This window comes from Mycobacterium timonense (genome assembly GCF_025821985.1).
Classification (GTDB): domain Bacteria; phylum Actinomycetota; class Actinomycetes; order Mycobacteriales; family Mycobacteriaceae; genus Mycobacterium; species Mycobacterium avium.
The window spans coordinates 44544-59389 of sequence record NZ_JACKSY010000008.1; the positions used below are offsets into that span (position 1 = coordinate 44544).

Here is a 14846-nt window from a genome sequence, read left to right on the forward strand (position 1 = left end):
TTCGCCCCGGCTCAGGCGGCGTCGCGCACCGCACGCGTCAGCGAATCCGCGTGCAACTGCTCCAGCCGCACCGCCGGGGCGCCCAGCTGGCGTGCCAGGTGTTCGGCCAGGCCCAGACGCACATACGACGTTTCGCAGTCCACCACCACCGCGGCCGCGCCCTCGGCGACCAGCCGGGCCGCGGCGATCCGGCTGCGGCCCAACGGATCCGGGCCGGCGGTGGCCCGGCCGTCGGTGAGCACCACCACGAGGGCGCGGCGCGCCCGGTCGCGGGCCTTCTCCCGGACGATCAGCTCGCGCGCGGCCAGCAGCCCTTCGGCCAGCGGCGTCTTGCCGCCGGTGTCGAAGCGGGCCAGCCGCCGCCCGGCGATGTGCGCCGAGGAGGTGGGCGGCAACAGCAGCCGCGCCTGCTGTTGCCGGAACGTGATCACGGCGACCTTGTCGCGGCGCTGATAGGCGTCGCGCAGCAGCGACAGCGTGGCACCGCTGACCGCCGCCATCCGGTCCCGCGCCGCCATCGATCCGGAGGCGTCGACGACGAAGATCACCAGATTGCCTTCGCGGCCCTCGCGCACGGCCCGTCGCACATCGTCGGGCCCCGGCCGCAGCGGCCCGGCACCGGCCCGTTCGGCGGCCGAGAGCAGGGTGGCGAACAGGTGCAGCCCGTGGCCGCCGCAGCCGGTGTCGGCGCCGTCGGTGGCTGCGATGACGCTGCCGCTGGCGTTGCGGGCCCGCGACCGCCGGCCGGGTGCCCCTTCGCCGACACCGGGGACCCGCAGCGCGCGGGTGCGAAACGTCTTCGACGGCGGCGCACTCGGTTTCGTCGTCGGCGGCCGCGGCTTGGCGTCCTGCGCCGAATCCCGTTGCGGCGGTTGCTGTTCGGTCTGGCCGGCCTGGCCTCCTCCGGGCGGGTCGGGATCCGGGTCGGGCTCGGAGCCGGCCTGGGCCAGGGCCTCGTCCAGTTGCTCGCGGTCGATGCCCGGGTCGTCGAAGGGATCGCGGCGGCGGCGGTGCGGCAGGGCCAGCTCGGCGGCCACCCGGATGTCCTGCTCCTCGACGGTGGGCGCGCCGCGCCAGGCCGCGTGCGCGACCGCGGTGCGGGCCACCACCAGATCGGCCCGCATGCCGTCCACGTCGAACGCCGCGCACAGCGCCGCGATGCGCCGTAACTCGTTGTCGGGCAACACCACGTCGTCGACCAGGGCGCGCGCCGCAGCGATGCGCCGGGCCAGCTCGGCGTCGGCGTCGGCGTAGCGTTCGGCGAAACCGTCCGGGTCGGCCTCATAGGCCATCCGCTGCCGGATCACCTGCGCCCGCACCTCCACGTCACGCGAGGCATGCACGTCGACGGTGAGCCCGAACCGGTCCAGCAGCTGCGGACGCAGTTCGCCCTCTTCGGGATTCATGGTGCCGATCAACACGAACCGGGCGTCGTGCGAATGCGAGATGCCGTCGCGTTCGATGTGCACCCGTCCCATCGCCGCGGCGTCGAGCAACACGTCGACGAGATGATCGTGCAGCAGGTTCACCTCGTCGACGTAGAGCACACCGCCGTGCGCGCGGGCCAGCAGCCCCGGGGAGAACGCGTGCTCGCCGTCGCGCAGCACCCGCTGCAGGTCCAGCGAGCCGATCACCCGGTCTTCGGTTGCGCCGAGCGGCATTTCGACCAGGTTCGCGTCGCTGCCGGTGGCGGCGGACAGCAGGGCCGCCAGGCCGCGCACGGCCGTCGACTTGGCGGTGCCCTTCTCGCCGCGGATGAGCGCGCCGCCGATCTCCGGGCGCACGGCGCACAGCAGCAGGGCCAGCCGCAGCCGGTCGTGCCCGACGATGGCGCTGAACGGGTAGGGCTTCACGGCTTTTCCGCCAATCCCGAGCCGGGTCGCAGCATGGGCACGTGCGGGACGCCGTCGTCGAGGAAATCGTCGCCGTCGCGGACGAATCCGTGCTGGGCGTACATGTCGGCCAGGTAGGTCTGGGCGTTGATCCGGCACGGGTAGTCGCCCACCTCGGCCAGCGCCGCGCGCAGCAGCCGGGTGGTGTGGCCCTGGCCGCGGGCGCTGCGTTTGGTGCACAGCCGCCCGATCCGGAACGCCTTCTCGCCGCCGGCGTGCTCCTCCATCAGCCGCAGCGTGCAGATCACCTCGCCGTCGGAGGTTTCCAGCCAGAAGTGCCGGGTTTCGGCGAGCAGGTCGCGCCCGTCCAACTCCGGATACGGGATGGCCTGCTCGACGACGAACACCTCAACCCGCAGCTTGAGCAGCTCGTAAAGCGTTTGGGCATCAAGGTCTTTGGCCCACGTGCGTCGCAATGCTTCTGTCATCTGCGCCGCTCCTCCTCATCGCTGCGCTCTGCATCGTCGTCGGCGCGTGTCATCTGCGCCGCTCCTCCTCATCGCTGCGCTCTGCATCGTCGTCGGCGCGTGTCACTTAGGGCGCTCCTCATCCAACTCGTCCAGTCCCAGGATCTTCGTTCCCCATGAATAGACTTCCTCATACAGCGCCGGCTCGTCGGACAGCGTCACGCCCAGCGAGGGAACCATCTCCTTGAGCGCGGGCAGCCACGACCGATAACGGTCAGCGAAACAGCGCTGCAGCACATCGAGCATGATCGGCACCGCCGTCGACGCTCCCGGCGAGCCGCCGAGCAACCCCGCGATGCTGCCGTCGCCGGCCGCCACCACGGTGGTGTCGAAGTCGAGCACGCCGCCGCGGCGCCGATCGCGCCGGATCACCTGCACCCGCTGACCGGCCACCGTCAGCTCCCAGTCCGAATCCACTGCGGTGGGCGCGAATTCGCGTAGCATCCGCATCCGGTCCGGCGCGGACAGCCGCAACTGGCCGATCAGGTATCGCAGCAACGTCAGCTGGGTGACGCCGACGCCGAGCAGCGCGACCAGATTGTGCGGGCGCACCGAGCGGGGCAGATCGGTGAAGTGCCCGTGTTTCAAGAACTTCGGCGACCAGCCGGCGTACGGCCCGAACACCAGCCACGGCTTGCCGTTGACGTAGCGCAGGTCCAGATGCAACGCGCCCAGCGGCGGGGCCCCCGGCGCTGGAGCCCCGTACACCTTGGCCCGGTGCGCCGCGGTGAGCACGGGATTGTCGGCGCGCAGGAACCGACCGCCGATCGGGAACCCCGCGAATCCGCGGGCCTCGCCGATACCCGACTTCTGCAGCAGCGGCAGCGCGTCACCGCCGGCCCCGACGAACACGAATTTGGCGTTGCACCGGTGCTTTTCGCCGGTCCGGCGGTTGCGGATCAGCAACGTCCAGCTGCCGTCGGACTCCCGCGTCAGGTTGTGCACCTGATGGCCGAACAGCGCCGTCGCGCCGCCGCGCACGCAGAACCCGATCAGCTGTCGCGACAGCGCGCCGAAGTCGACGTCGGTGCCGTGGCGCGCCCAATTCAGCGCGGTCGGTTCGGAGAAGTCCCGCCGGTCGGCCATCAACGGCAGCCGGCGGGCGAACTCGTCGGCGTCCTCGATCAATTCGATGCCGGCGAACAACGGGTTGGGCGCCAGCGCCTGCTGCCGGCGCCGCAGATACTCGACGGCCCGCGCCCCGCGCACGAAACTCGCGTGCGGGATCGGGGTCACGAAGCCCCGATCGGTCAGCATGCCGTCCTCCACGGCATACGCCCAGAATTGGCGGGTCACCTGGAACTGCTCGTTGATGCGCACCGCTTTGGCGATGTCGATGGAGCCGTCGGCGCGCTGCGGGGTGTAGTTGAGCTCGCACAGCGCCGAATGCCCGGTGCCGGCGTTGTTCCACGGGCTGCTGCTCTCGGCGGCGACCGCGTCCAGGCGCTCGACGAAGGTCATCGACCAATCCGGCTGCAGCCGCCGCAGCAACGCGCCCAGCGTGGCGCTCATGATGCCCGCGCCCACCAGCACGACGTCCGTGCGGGTGGTCCTGGCTAGCGATGACACCGGCTTGTTGGTCCTTTTCCTCGAGGCATGCCGATCCTCAGGTTATCCGGTGGCAAAGCGACGCGAACCACGCGCGGGGTCGCCGCGGCCGGCAAAAGCTCTAAGCTGGCGGGGTGACTGGCGGGGCGGCTGGCTGGGTGCCCGACGTGCTACCCGGCTATTGGCAGCGCACCCTGGCGCTGGGCGCCGATCCGGCCGGCGAGGGCGACATCGTCGCGACCCTGATCCGGCGCGGGGACGACGCGGCGCCGGCCGCCGATCACGCGGTGCTGGCGGTGCACGGGTATACCGACTACTTCTTCCACACCGCGCTGGCCGATCACTTCGCCGCGCGCGGTTTCGCCTTCTACGCGCTGGACCTGCACAAGTGCGGCCGGTCTCGGCGCGACGGGCAGACGCCGCACTTCGTCACCGACCTGGCCAACTACGACACCGAACTGGAACGCGCGCTGAGCGTGGCGAGCGGGGGAAACCGCAGGGTGCTGGTGTACGGGCATTCGGCCGGCGGGCTGATCGTGTCGTTGTGGCTGGACCGGCTGCGGCGCCGAAATCCCGTAGCGCACTCCGCAGTTGGCGGTCTGGTGCTCAACAGCCCGTTCCTGGAGCTGCCCGGCCCGCCCATCCTGCGGCACTCGCTGACCGTGGCGCTGATCGCCGGCCTGTCCCGGGTGCGTTCCAAGGGCGTGGCCCGGTCCCCGGTGCAGGGCGGCTACGGCACCACGCTGCACCGCGACTACGGCGGGGAATTCGACTACAACCTGCAGTGGAAACCCGTTGGCGGCTTTCCGATCACGTTCGGTTGGCTGCACGCAGTGCGCCGCGGTCAGGCGCGACTGCACCGCGGTCTCGACGTCGGGGTGCCGAACCTGATCCTGCGCTCAGACCACAGCGTGCAGGAGACGCCCGACCCGGCATCCATGCACTGCGGTGACGCGGTGCTCGACGTCACCCAGATCGCCCGCTGGGCGGGCTGTATCGGCAACCGCAGCACCATCATTCCGGTCGCCGACGCCAAACACGACGTGTTCTTGTCGTTGCCGGGGCCCCGCGCGGCGGCCTATCGTCAACTGGATCTGTGGCTGGACGGCTACCTGCGCGACCGGAGCACCGAAAGCACCCGGGCCCCGGCGTCCCGGGACGAAGGGTGAGGCGCCGAACATGGAAACCTACGACCTCGCGATCATCGGAACCGGTTCGGGCAACAGCCTTCTCGATGCCCGCTTCGCCGGCAAGCGGACCGCCATCTGCGAGCACGGCACCTTCGGCGGAACCTGCCTCAACGTCGGGTGCATCCCCACCAAGATGTTCGTCTACGCCGCCGACGTCGCCACGACGATCCGGGAGGCGGCCCGCTACGGCGTCGACGCGCACCTCGACGGGGTGCGCTGGCCCGACATCGTCTCCCGCGTCTTCGGCCGCATCGACCCGATCGCGCTCAGCGGCGAAGAGTATCGGCGCTCCTCGGTCAATATCGACCTGTACCGCAGCCACACCCGGTTCGGGCCGGTGCAATCCGACGGCCGTTACCTGTTGCGCACCGACGCCGGCGAACAGTTCACCGCCGAGCAGGTGGTGATCGCCGCCGGGTCGCGGCCGGTGATTCCCCCCGCGATCCTCGAGAGCGGCGTCACCTACCACACCAGCGACACCATCATGCGCATCCCCGCGCTGCCCGAGCATCTGGTGATCGTCGGAAGTGGCTTCGTGGCAGCCGAATTCGCGCACATCTTCTCCGCGCTGGGGGTGCACGTGACCGTGGTGATCCGCAGCGGCCGCATGCTGCGCCAGTACGACGACATGATCTGCGAGCGGTTCACCCGGCTGGCCGCGGCCAAATGGGAACTGCGCACCCAGCGCAACGTGGTGGGCGGCAACAACCGCGGCTCCGGCGTCACACTGCGCCTGGACGACGGATCCACGCTGGACGCCGACGTGCTGCTGGTGGCCACCGGCCGGATATCCAACGCCGATCTGCTCGACGCCGGGCAGGCCGGCGTCGACGTGGAGAACGGTCGCGTGGTGGTCGACGAGTACCAACGCACTTCGGCCCGAGGGGTTTTCGCGCTCGGTGACGTATCGTCGCCGTATCAGCTCAAGCACGTCGCCAACCACGAGGCCCGGGTGGTGCGGCACAACCTGCTCTGCGACTGGGACGACACCGAGTCGATGGCCGTCACCGACCACCGCTATGTTCCGTCGGCGGTGTTCACCGATCCCCAGCTGGCCACCGTGGGGCTGACCGAAAACCAGGCGATAGCACGGGGATTCGACATCTCGGTGGCCATCCAGAACTACGGCGACGTCGCCTACGGGTGGGCGATGGAAGACACCACCGGGGTGGTCAAGCTGATCGCCGAGCGCACCAGCGGTCGGCTGCTGGGCGCGCACATCATGGGCCCTCAGGCGTCCTCGATCATCCAGCCGCTGATCCAGGCGATGAGCTTCGGGCTGACCGCCGCGCAGATGGCCCGCGGCCAGTACTGGATTCACCCGGCGCTGCCCGAGGTCGTCGAGAACGCGCTGCTGGGCCTGTACTGAACTCAGCGGCGCCGGGCCGTGTGCCCGCCTTGCGTCCGGCAAGACGCGGAACTTACAGTCGTGCCCGTTGCCCTGTGCCCGACACCGCCCGCGCCGGAAGGACCCCCGTGACCAGTACGGAGATCGACCGGTGGCCGGCACGGGCGACCAGGTTTCTCGGCGCGCTGGCGCCGGCGGAATGGTGGCGGCTGGCGTCGATGCTGGGCGCCATCCTCGCTCTGCACCTGATCGGCTGGTTGACCTTGGTGCTGTTGGTGGCCCCGGCGCAATACAGCTTGGGCGGCAAGGCATTTGGCGTCGGTGTCGGATTGACGGCCTACACCCTGGGCCTGCGGCACGCCTTCGACGCCGACCACATCGCCGCGATCGACAACACCACCCGCAAGCTGATGAACGACGGGCAGCGCCCGCTGGCCGTCGGCTTCTTCTTCTCGCTGGGCCATTCCACGGTGGTGTTCGCGCTGGCGGTGCTGCTGGCCTGCGGGGTGAGGACGGTGGTGGGGCCGGTGCGCGACGACTCGTCGGCGCTGCACCACTACACCGGGCTGATCGGCACCAGCGTCTCGGGCGTGTTCCTCTATGCGATCGCCCTGCTCAACGTCGTCGTCCTGGTCGGCATCCTGCGCGTCCTCGCGCGAGTGCGCCGGGGTGACTACGACCCGCACACCGACGCCGCGGAATTGGAGCGGCAGCTGGACAACCGGGGGCTGATGAACCGGTGGCTGGGCCGGTTCACCAAGTCGATCACCCAGTCCTGGCACTGCTATCCGGTCGGCCTGCTGTTCGGGCTAGGTTTCGACACCGCCACCGAGGTCGCGCTGCTGGTGCTGGCCGGCACCAGCGCGGCGGCCGGGCTGCCCTGGTACGCCATCCTGTGCCTGCCGGTGCTGTTCGCGGCCGGCATGTGCCTGCTGGACACCATCGACGGCTCGTTCATGAACTTCGCCTACGGCTGGGCGTTTTCCAACCCGGTGCGCAAGATCTACTACAACATCATCATCACCGCGCTGTCGGTGGCGGTCGCGTGGGTGATCGGCAGCATCGAGCTGCTCGTCCTGTTCGCCGACGAATTCGGTTGGCGGGGCTCGTTCTGGGACTGGCTCGGCGGGCTGGACCTGAACACGGTCGGTTACGTCGTCGTCGGCATGTTCGTCCTCACCTGGGCGGTGGCCCTGCTGATCTGGCGGTACGGACGCATCGAAGAGAGGTGGGCCGGCGCCGATCCGCGCGCCGGGACCGGCCGAGAAGCCTGAACCGCGCCCTGACGGTCCGGCCGCCCCGGGCCCGACCGCCGACTGGCGCGCGTGTGGGCCGGACGCCAGACTGGCCGGGTGCCCGGTTCGCTGCGCGACGTGCTGCCCGCCGCGGCCGCCCTGCTCGGCGTCGCAGACGCGGGGCACGAGCCGGGCGGGTCGGCCGTGACCGACTGGGTCGGCGCCGAGCGGGTGGACCGGGTGCTGGTGCTGCTGGTCGACGGGCTGGGCTGGCAGCTGCTCGCCCAGCTGGCCGGCGACGCCCCGCTGCTCGCCGCGGTGCGGGCCGGCGAGGTCGGCCGGCTGACCCGGCTGGACTGCACCTTCCCGTCGACCACCCCGACCAGCCTGGTGTCGCTGGCCACCGGCGCGGCGCCCGGCCAGCACGGGATCCTGGGCTTCACGCTGCGGGTGCCGGGCACCGACCGGGTGCTCAACCACGTCCGGTGGCGCGATGACCCGGCGCCGGACGCCTGGCAGCCGCTGCCCACCTGGTTCGAGCGGCTCGCCGCCGCCGGTGTCCGCGCCCGCGCCGTGCTGCCGTCGTCGTTTCTGGGCAGTGGCCTGACCGAGGCCGCCTACCGCGGCGCCCGGCTGGTGCCGGCCGAGCCCGCCGACGACTACCCGCGGCTGGTCGGCGACGAGCTGCGGGCGGGCCCCGGGCTGGTGTACGGCTACACCGCGGAGCTGGACACCGCGGCCCACCTGTTCGGGATCGGCTCGCCGCAGTGGCACACCGCGGCGGCGGCCGTCGACGCCCTGCTGTCCGGCCTGCTCGAGGCGCTGCCGCCGAATGCCGCGCTGCTGGTGACCGCCGACCACGGCGGCCTCAACGTGCCGCCCGAGGCCCGCGTCGACCTGGACAGCGACCCGCGGCTGGCCGCGGGCATCCGCGTGGTGGCCGGCGAGCCGCGGGTGCGGTACCTGCACACCGAGCCGGGCGCCGCGCCCGACGTGCAGGCCGCGTGGTCGGAGCTGCTCGACGGCCGGGCCGCCGTGTACAGCCGCGCGCAGGCGGTGGCCACCGGCATGTTCGGCCCGGTCGCCGACCGGCACCTGCCGCGGCTCGGCGACGTGGTGGTGGTCTGTTCCGCGGACACCGCGGTGCTGGCCAGCGCCCACGAGCCGCCGGAGACGGCGCGCCTGGTCGGCTTCCACGGCGCGGCCACGCCGGCCGAGACGGCGATCCCGCTGATCCTGTTCCGCCGGTAGCGCCCGGCGGCCCGTGCCACACCGGACTCCGACCGAGTTCACAGCTGGTTCCGACCGTCGCGCGGGTTTCCCGCGCTACATTCGATGCACTGTGATCTTGCGAGGCGGCGACGAAACGCGGCGATGGCAGCCGGCCATCGCGGTTGCCGCAGCGCTCGGGGTGTTCATCGCGCTGGTCGCGGGGTCGGCGTTGCGGCCCGCGTGCGCCGCGGCCGCCCTGCCCGAGCCGCCGGCCTGGACGGCCCCGACTGCGGCCCCGCCCGTGGCGATGCCGTCGGCCCCGACCGTGGCGCGGGTTGCCGGGCGCCCGTCGACGATCAGCCGGGCCGCCCCGGCCACCTCGCGGTCTGCGGCACCGGCGAACAACACCAACAAGAAGCCGTTCCACAGCACGTGGATGACCAAGGAGCGGCCGCTGAGCTGGAACCGCCTGTCGCCGCACGCGGTTCTGTCGCCGATACCGATATCCTTCAGCCCGTTGGGTTTTGCCCCGCGAGGGGCCCCATCCCGCGCGCCCGCAACCTTTCTGCCCGACCGGGATGTCTTGACACTGTTCGGCGTGGCCCGACGCTGATCGACGCGCGGCCGGACTCCGGGGTCCGGCCCAGGACGTGTAACCCCCGTGTCTATCTGTTGAAGGAAGCCCCATGGTTTCGGGTACCGCTCACACCGGCGCAGTCAGGCAGTGGCCGTAATGGATTTCGCAACGCTTCCCCCGGAAGTCAGCACCGGGCTGATGCATTCGGGCCCGGGCGCCGGATCGCTGATCCGGGCCGCCGCGGCGTGGGACGGGCTGGCCCGTCAACTGCGCGCCGTCGCGACCAGCTACCGGGCGGCGACCGCCGCCCTGGGCGACGCGGCCGCCCGCTACATCGACTGGCTGGACGGCAACGCCGCGCGCGGCGAGCAGGCCGCCGAGGGGCTCACCGCGGCCGCCGACGCGCACCGGTCGGCCTGCGCGGCGATGGTGCCCCCGCCGGTGATCGCCGGCAACCGCACCCACCGGCTGGCGCTGGTGTCGGCGAACTGCCTGGGCCAGCACAGCCCGGCGATCGCCGAGGTGGACACCGCCTACGAGCGGATGTGGGCGCGCAACGCCGCCGCCATGTACGCCTACGCCGACGCCTCGGCCGCCGCGGTGACGCTGACCCCGTTCACCGCGCCGCCGGGAGACTGCGGGGCGGCGACCCGAAGCTGGGCGTTGACCGCCGCACCCGAGCTGATCTCGGCCGGCGGCCAGGTGATGGCGGCCATTCCCGACGCCCTGGAGCAGCTGTCGGCGGCGCCGCTGCGCACGCTGGACGCGGCCATGTCCCCCGTCACGCCGGCACTGTCGAAACTGAATTCGCTGACCGCGCCCTCGGATCTGGCGATCGGCCACCTCAATTCGATGAACAAGGCGGCGGCGCTGCAGACGCTGTTCCCCGGACCGGCCGCCGCGCCCCGGGTGTGCGCGGTCGTCGGTCGCGCGATGACGGTCGGCGTGCTGTCGGCGCCGCGGGGCGCGGCCGCGCTCGCCCCCTTGGCGCGGCAGCCGCGCCCGGACCGGGCGGGCGAGCACATCCGGCTGGTGCCGCCCGGCGAGCCGGCGGGCCCGCACGCGGCCGGCGAGTCCGGTGGTTAGAGCGGGGTCACGTACGCCGCGCTGATGCCGCCGTCGACCAAGAACGTGGACGCGGTGATGAAGGACGCGTCATCGCTGGCCAAAAATGCTGCCGCAGCGGCGATTTCGCCAGGTTCGGCGAAGCGGCCGACCGGCACGTGCACCAGCCGGCGGGCGGCGCGCTGCGGGTCTTTGGCGAACAGCTCCTGCAGCAGCGGGGTGTTGACCGGCCCGGGGCACAGCGCGTTCACCCGGATGCCCTGCCGGGCGAACTGCACCCCGAGTTCCCGCGACAAGGCCAGCACCCCGCCCTTGGCGGCGGTGTAGGAGATCTGCGACGTCGCCGAGCCCATCACCGCGACGAACGACGCCGTGTTGATGATCGACCCGCGTCGCGCGGAAACCATGTGCCGCAACGCCGCCCGGCAGCACAGATACACCGACTTCAGGTTGACGTCCTGGACGCGTTGCCAGGCCGGCGGTTCGGTGTTCTCGATGACGTCGTCGTCGGGGGGTGAGATGCCGGCGTTGTTGAACGCGATGTCGATGCGCCCGTAGCGGCGCACCGCAGTGTCGAACAGCGCGTTGACCGCGTCCTCGTCGGCGACGTCGGTCGGCACGAACAGGCCGGACAGTTCGTCGGCGGCCGCCGCCCCGGCGTCGGCGTCGATGTCGGCCACCACGATGGTGGCGCCTTCGGCGTGCATCCGGCGCGCCGCGGCCAGCCCGATCCCGCCGCCGGCGCCGGTGATGACCGCCACCCGGCCCGCCAACCGTTGCGTCAGGTCCATCACGGCTCCTCGTCGATCGCGATGAAAACGTTCTTGGTCTCGGTGAACTGCGCCGGGGCGTCCGGTCCCAGTTCGCGGCCCAGCCCCGACTGTTTGAACCCGCCGAACGGGGTGTGGTAGCGAACCGACGAATGCGAATTCACCGACAGGTTCCCGGCTTCCACCGCCCGGGACACCCGCAGCGCCCGGGACAGATCGTTGGTCCAGATCGACCCGGACAGGCCGTAGCTGGTGTCGTTGGCCAGCGCGACGGCGTCCTGCTCGTCGTCGAAGGCCAGCACCGTGACCACCGGGCCGAAGATCTCCTCGGTGACGCAGCGGTCGGTGCGGGACGGGGTCAGAACCGTTGGGGGAAACCAGAATCCAGGCCCCGTCGGCGCGGTGCCGCGAAAGGCGACCGGGGCTCCGTCGGGCACGTAGGACGCCACCTTGGCGCGGTGCGCGGCCGACACCAGCGGCCCCATCTGGGTGTCGCGGGACGCCGGATCGCCGACCACGATGCCTGTGACGGCGGGCTCGAGCAGCTCCATGAACCGATCAAAGACAGTGCGCTGCACCAGGATTCGGCTGCGGGCGCAGCAGTCCTGCCCGGCGTTGTCGAACACCCCGGCCGGCGCGGTCGCGGCGGCCCGCTGCAGATCGCAGTCGGCGAACACGATGTTGGCGCTCTTGCCGCCCAGCTCCAGGGTCACCCGCTTCACCTGGGCGGCCGCGCCGGCCAGTACCTTCTTGCCGACCTCGGTGGAGCCGGTGAACACGATCTTGCGAACGTCGGGGTGCGTGACGAACCGCTCCCCGACCACCGTCCCCGGTCCGGGCAGCACCTGCAGCAGGTCGCGGTCCAGCCCGGCCTGCACCGCCAGCTCGGCGAGCCGGATGGTGGTCAGCGGCGTCGGCTCGGCGGGTTTGACCAGCACGGCGTTGCCGGCGGCCAGCGCGGGCGCGATGCCCCAGGACGCAATCGGCATCGGGAAGTTCCACGGGGTGATCACACCGACCACGCCGAGCGGCTCGTGGAACGTCACGTCCAGCCCGCCGGCGACGGGAATCTGCTTGCCGGACAAGCGTTCCGGGCTGCCCGCGTAGAACGTCAGCACGTCGCGGACCTGGCCGGCCTCCCACTCGGCCGAGGCGATGGGGTGCCCGGAGTTGGCGACCTCGAGGGCGGCCAGTTCGTCGCGGTGGGCGTCGACGGCGGCGGCGAAGGCCCGCAGCCCGGCGGCCCGGTCGGCCGGGGCGAGCCGGGCCCACCGCCGCTGGGCCGCCCGCGCCCGGTCCACCGCGTCGTCGACGGCGGCGGCGTCGGCGTACTCGACCGATCCCAGCACCTCCTCGGTGGCCGGGTTGATCAGTCGCGCGGTGTTCAACGGGCGACCCCCGCGTACGACCGGGCGGCGTCCACGATCGCGGTGAACAGCCGCAGGTCGTGCAGGGACTGTTCCGGATGCCATTGCACGGCAAGCACAAACGCGTCACCGGGCAGCTCCACCGCCTCCACCACACCGTCGGGATCCCACGCGCTGACCACCAGCCCGTCGCCCAGCTTGTCGATCGCCTGATGGTGATAGCACGGCGCATCGACGGTCTCGCCCAGCAGCGCGGCCAGCCGGGTGCCCGCGACGGTGCGCACCGGCAGCGTGCTGAACACCCCGTTGCCGGCCCGGTGCCCGCCGTGGCCGAGCACGTCGGGCAGGTGCTGGTGCAGGGTGCCGCCGAACGCGACGTTGAGCACCTGCGCGCCGCGGCAGATGCCCAGCACCGGCAGCCCGCGCTGCAGTGCGCCCCGCAGCAGCGCGAATTCCCAAGCGTCGCGGTCGGTTCGGGGTGCATCGGTGCTCGGGTGCGGCCGCTGGCCGTAGCCGGCGGGGTCGAGGTCGTAACCGCCGGTGATCACCAGGGCGTGCAGGCCGTCCAGCAGCGAGCCGACGATCCCGGTGTCCACCGGCTGCGGCGGCAGCAGCACGGCGATCCCCCCGGCCCGGGTGACGCCCTCGAAGTAGTCGGCGGGCAGGTACCCGGCGGGGATGTCCCAGATCCCGGTCTGCACCCGTTCCAGATACGCCGTCAGGCCCACCACCGGCCGCCGCGGCGGATCGCCCCCGAGGGGCTCAGAGCCGTTCAAAACCACGCATCCTCTCCCAATCGGTGACCGCGGCGTGAAACGCCGCCAGCTCGACCCGGGCGTTGTTCAGGTAGTGCGCGACGACGTCGTCGCCGAACACCTGCCGCGCCAGCGCCGAGTGCTCGAACAGCGCCGCCGCCTCGGCCAGGGTGGCCGGCAGCCGGCCGACGCCGCGGGCGCGGTAGGCGTTGCCCGCGCAGGGTTCCGGCAGCGCCAGGCCCTGCTCGATACCGTACAGCCCGCCGGCGACGATCGCCGCCACCGCCAGATACGGGTTGACGTCGCCGCCGGGAACCCGGCACTCGACGCGGGTGTGCGCGCCGTGGCCGACCACCCGCAGCGCGCAGGTGCGGTTGTCCAATCCCCAGGCCAGCGCGGTGGGCGCGAAACTCTCATCGGCGAATCGCTTGTAGGAGTTGATGTTCGGCGCGTAGAACAGCGTGAAGTCTGCCATGGTGGCCAGCAGGCCGGCCAGGAAGCTGCAGAACATCGTCGACATGCCGTGCGGGCGGCTGGGGTCGGCGAACGCCGCCCCGCCCTGGGCGTCGCGCAGCGAAAGGTGAACGTGGCAGCTGTTGCCTTCGCGCTCATCGTATTTCGCCATGAATGTCAGGCTCTTGCCGTGCTGATCGGCGATCTCCTTGGCCCCGTTCTTGTAGATGACGTGGTTGTCGCAGGTCCGCAGCGCCTCGTCGTAGCGGAAGCCGATCTCCTGCTGGCCGCGGTTGCATTCGCCCTTCACGGACTCGAATCGCAGTCCCGCACCGGCCATTCCGCGCCGGATGTCGCGCAGCAGCGGCTCCATGCGCGACGACGCCGAGATCGCGTAGTCGATGTTGTAGTCACTGGCCGGGGTCAGCCCGCGGTAGCCGCTGGCCCACGCCTGGCGGTACGGCTCGTCGAACACCATGAATTCCAGCTCCGTCGCGGCGTCGGCGAACAGCCCCCGCCCGGCCAGCCGGTCGAGCTGGCGGCGCAGCACGGCCCGCGGCGACACCGCGACCGGGCTGCCGTCGGCCCCCACCACGTCGGCGATCACCAGCGCCGTCCCGGGCAGCCAGGGAATGCGGCGCAGGGTGGACAGGTCCGGGCGCATCACCAGGTCGCCGAACCCGGTGTCCCAGCCCGAGATCGCATAGCCGCCCACGGTGTTCATGTCGACGTCGACGGCCAGCAGGTAGCCGCAACACTCGACCCCGGTGGCGGCCGCCTCGTCGACGAACAGCCGCGCGTCCATCCGCTTGCCGACCAGCCGGCCCTGCATGTCGGGGAAGGCCACGATGACGGTGTCCACCCGCGTTTCCGGCGCGCCGGCGGCCACCAGTCGGTCCAGCGCGGCGAGCGAGAGCATCGCGGTATCGGAACCGGTCAGCGCGCTGTCTTCACTGGCCATGACCGT

The 14846-nt window shown here is 71.7% G+C and carries 13 protein-coding genes; 5 read left to right on the forward strand and 8 right to left on the reverse strand.

The features are described 5' to 3' along the window. Window positions 1–11: 11 nt before the first annotated feature. The 3 genes from H7I87_RS01350 to mqo form a co-directional block, all read right to left on the reverse strand. Window positions 12–1853 carry a magnesium chelatase subunit D family protein gene (locus tag H7I87_RS01350; protein WP_011725630.1) on the reverse strand — a complete coding sequence of 614 codons (1842 nt, stop codon included), beginning with the start codon at window positions 1851–1853 and terminating at the stop codon, window positions 12–14. After that, entirely contained in the window at window positions 1850–2320 is a 471-nt protein-coding gene (locus H7I87_RS01355) for a GNAT family N-acetyltransferase (protein ID WP_003875132.1), read from the reverse strand. Before H7I87_RS01355 ends, H7I87_RS01350 begins: the two co-directional genes overlap by 4 nt. A gap of 102 nt (window positions 2321–2422) precedes the next feature. Next, the gene (gene mqo, locus H7I87_RS01360) at window positions 2423–3871 is read right to left on the reverse strand and encodes a malate dehydrogenase (quinone) (RefSeq protein WP_230590625.1); all 1449 of its coding nucleotides are present in this window, start codon (window positions 3869–3871) and stop codon (window positions 2423–2425) included. 194 nt (window positions 3872–4065) lie between these two features. Between mqo and H7I87_RS01365 the strand changes: the two genes are divergently transcribed. The 4 genes from H7I87_RS01365 to H7I87_RS01380 all read left to right on the forward strand — a co-directional run bounded on the left by H7I87_RS01365 (window position 4066) and on the right by H7I87_RS01380 (window position 8931). Further along, a complete protein-coding gene (locus H7I87_RS01365) occupies window positions 4066–5076 on the forward strand; it encodes an alpha/beta hydrolase (RefSeq protein WP_011725632.1) in 1011 nt (336 codons plus the stop codon). A 10-nt stretch (window positions 5077–5086) separates the two neighbouring features. Beyond that, window positions 5087–6466, forward strand: coding sequence for a mycothione reductase (gene mtr / locus H7I87_RS01370; RefSeq protein ID WP_011725633.1), 1380 nt, complete (start codon window positions 5087–5089; stop codon window positions 6464–6466). A 107-nt stretch (window positions 6467–6573) separates the two neighbouring features. Next, entirely contained in the window at window positions 6574–7719 is a 1146-nt protein-coding gene (nicT, locus tag H7I87_RS01375; protein WP_011725634.1) for a Nickel transporter NicT, read from the forward strand. A 78-nt stretch (window positions 7720–7797) separates the two neighbouring features. Continuing rightward, a complete protein-coding gene (locus H7I87_RS01380; RefSeq protein ID WP_011725635.1) occupies window positions 7798–8931 on the forward strand; it encodes an alkaline phosphatase family protein in 1134 nt (377 codons plus the stop codon). Window positions 8932–9006: 75 nt separating this feature from the next. Here the strand turns inward: H7I87_RS01380 and H7I87_RS01385 are convergent, their stop codons facing one another. Further along, on the reverse strand, window positions 9007–9336 hold the full coding sequence (locus tag H7I87_RS01385) for a hypothetical protein (protein WP_049770268.1): 330 nt from the start codon (window positions 9334–9336) through the stop codon (window positions 9007–9009). Between the two features lie 289 nt (window positions 9337–9625). Here H7I87_RS01385 and H7I87_RS01390 point away from each other — a divergent pair, with 289 nt between their 5' ends. Then, window positions 9626–10555, forward strand: a complete 930-nt coding sequence (locus H7I87_RS01390; RefSeq protein WP_011725637.1) for a PPE family protein — start codon at window positions 9626–9628, stop codon at window positions 10553–10555. On the opposite strand, the gene H7I87_RS01395 is transcribed toward H7I87_RS01390, so the two are convergent. The 4 genes from H7I87_RS01395 to H7I87_RS01410 are packed head-to-tail and all read right to left on the reverse strand — an operon-like array spanning window position 10552 to window position 14840. Beyond that, entirely contained in the window at window positions 10552–11328 is a 777-nt protein-coding gene (locus H7I87_RS01395) for a 3-oxoacyl-ACP reductase (RefSeq protein ID WP_011725638.1), read from the reverse strand. The two genes, H7I87_RS01390 and H7I87_RS01395, sit on opposite strands and share 4 nt — an antisense overlap. Further along, the gene (locus H7I87_RS01400; protein WP_033726174.1) at window positions 11325–12692 is read right to left on the reverse strand and encodes an aldehyde dehydrogenase family protein; all 1368 of its coding nucleotides are present in this window, start codon (window positions 12690–12692) and stop codon (window positions 11325–11327) included. Before H7I87_RS01400 ends, H7I87_RS01395 begins: the two co-directional genes overlap by 4 nt. After that, a complete protein-coding gene (locus H7I87_RS01405; RefSeq protein ID WP_224112210.1) occupies window positions 12689–13468 on the reverse strand; it encodes a gamma-glutamyl-gamma-aminobutyrate hydrolase family protein in 780 nt (259 codons plus the stop codon). The genes H7I87_RS01400 and H7I87_RS01405 overlap by 4 nt, the downstream gene beginning before the upstream one ends. After that, window positions 13434–14840, reverse strand: a complete 1407-nt coding sequence (locus H7I87_RS01410) for a glutamine synthetase family protein (protein WP_011725640.1) — start codon at window positions 14838–14840, stop codon at window positions 13434–13436. The genes H7I87_RS01405 and H7I87_RS01410 overlap by 35 nt, the downstream gene beginning before the upstream one ends. Between the last annotated feature and the right edge of the window lie 6 nt (window positions 14841–14846).

Excerpts from the sequence above, each read along its gene's own strand:
- H7I87_RS01355 (WP_003875132.1), bottom strand. The coding sequence starts at position 2,320 with ATGACAGAAGCATTGCGACGCACGTGGGCCAAAGACCTTGATGCCCAA.
- mqo (WP_230590625.1), bottom strand. The coding sequence starts at position 3,871 with ATGAGCGCCACGCTGGGCGCGTTGCTGCGGCGGCTGCAGCCGGATTGG.
- mtr (WP_011725633.1), top strand. The coding sequence starts at position 5,087 with ATGGAAACCTACGACCTCGCGATCATCGGAACCGGTTCGGGCAACAGC.
- H7I87_RS01390 (WP_011725637.1), top strand. The coding sequence starts at position 9,626 with ATGGATTTCGCAACGCTTCCCCCGGAAGTCAGCACCGGGCTGATGCAT.
- H7I87_RS01410 (WP_011725640.1), bottom strand. The coding sequence starts at position 14,840 with ATGGCCAGTGAAGACAGCGCGCTGACCGGTTCCGATACCGCGATGCTC.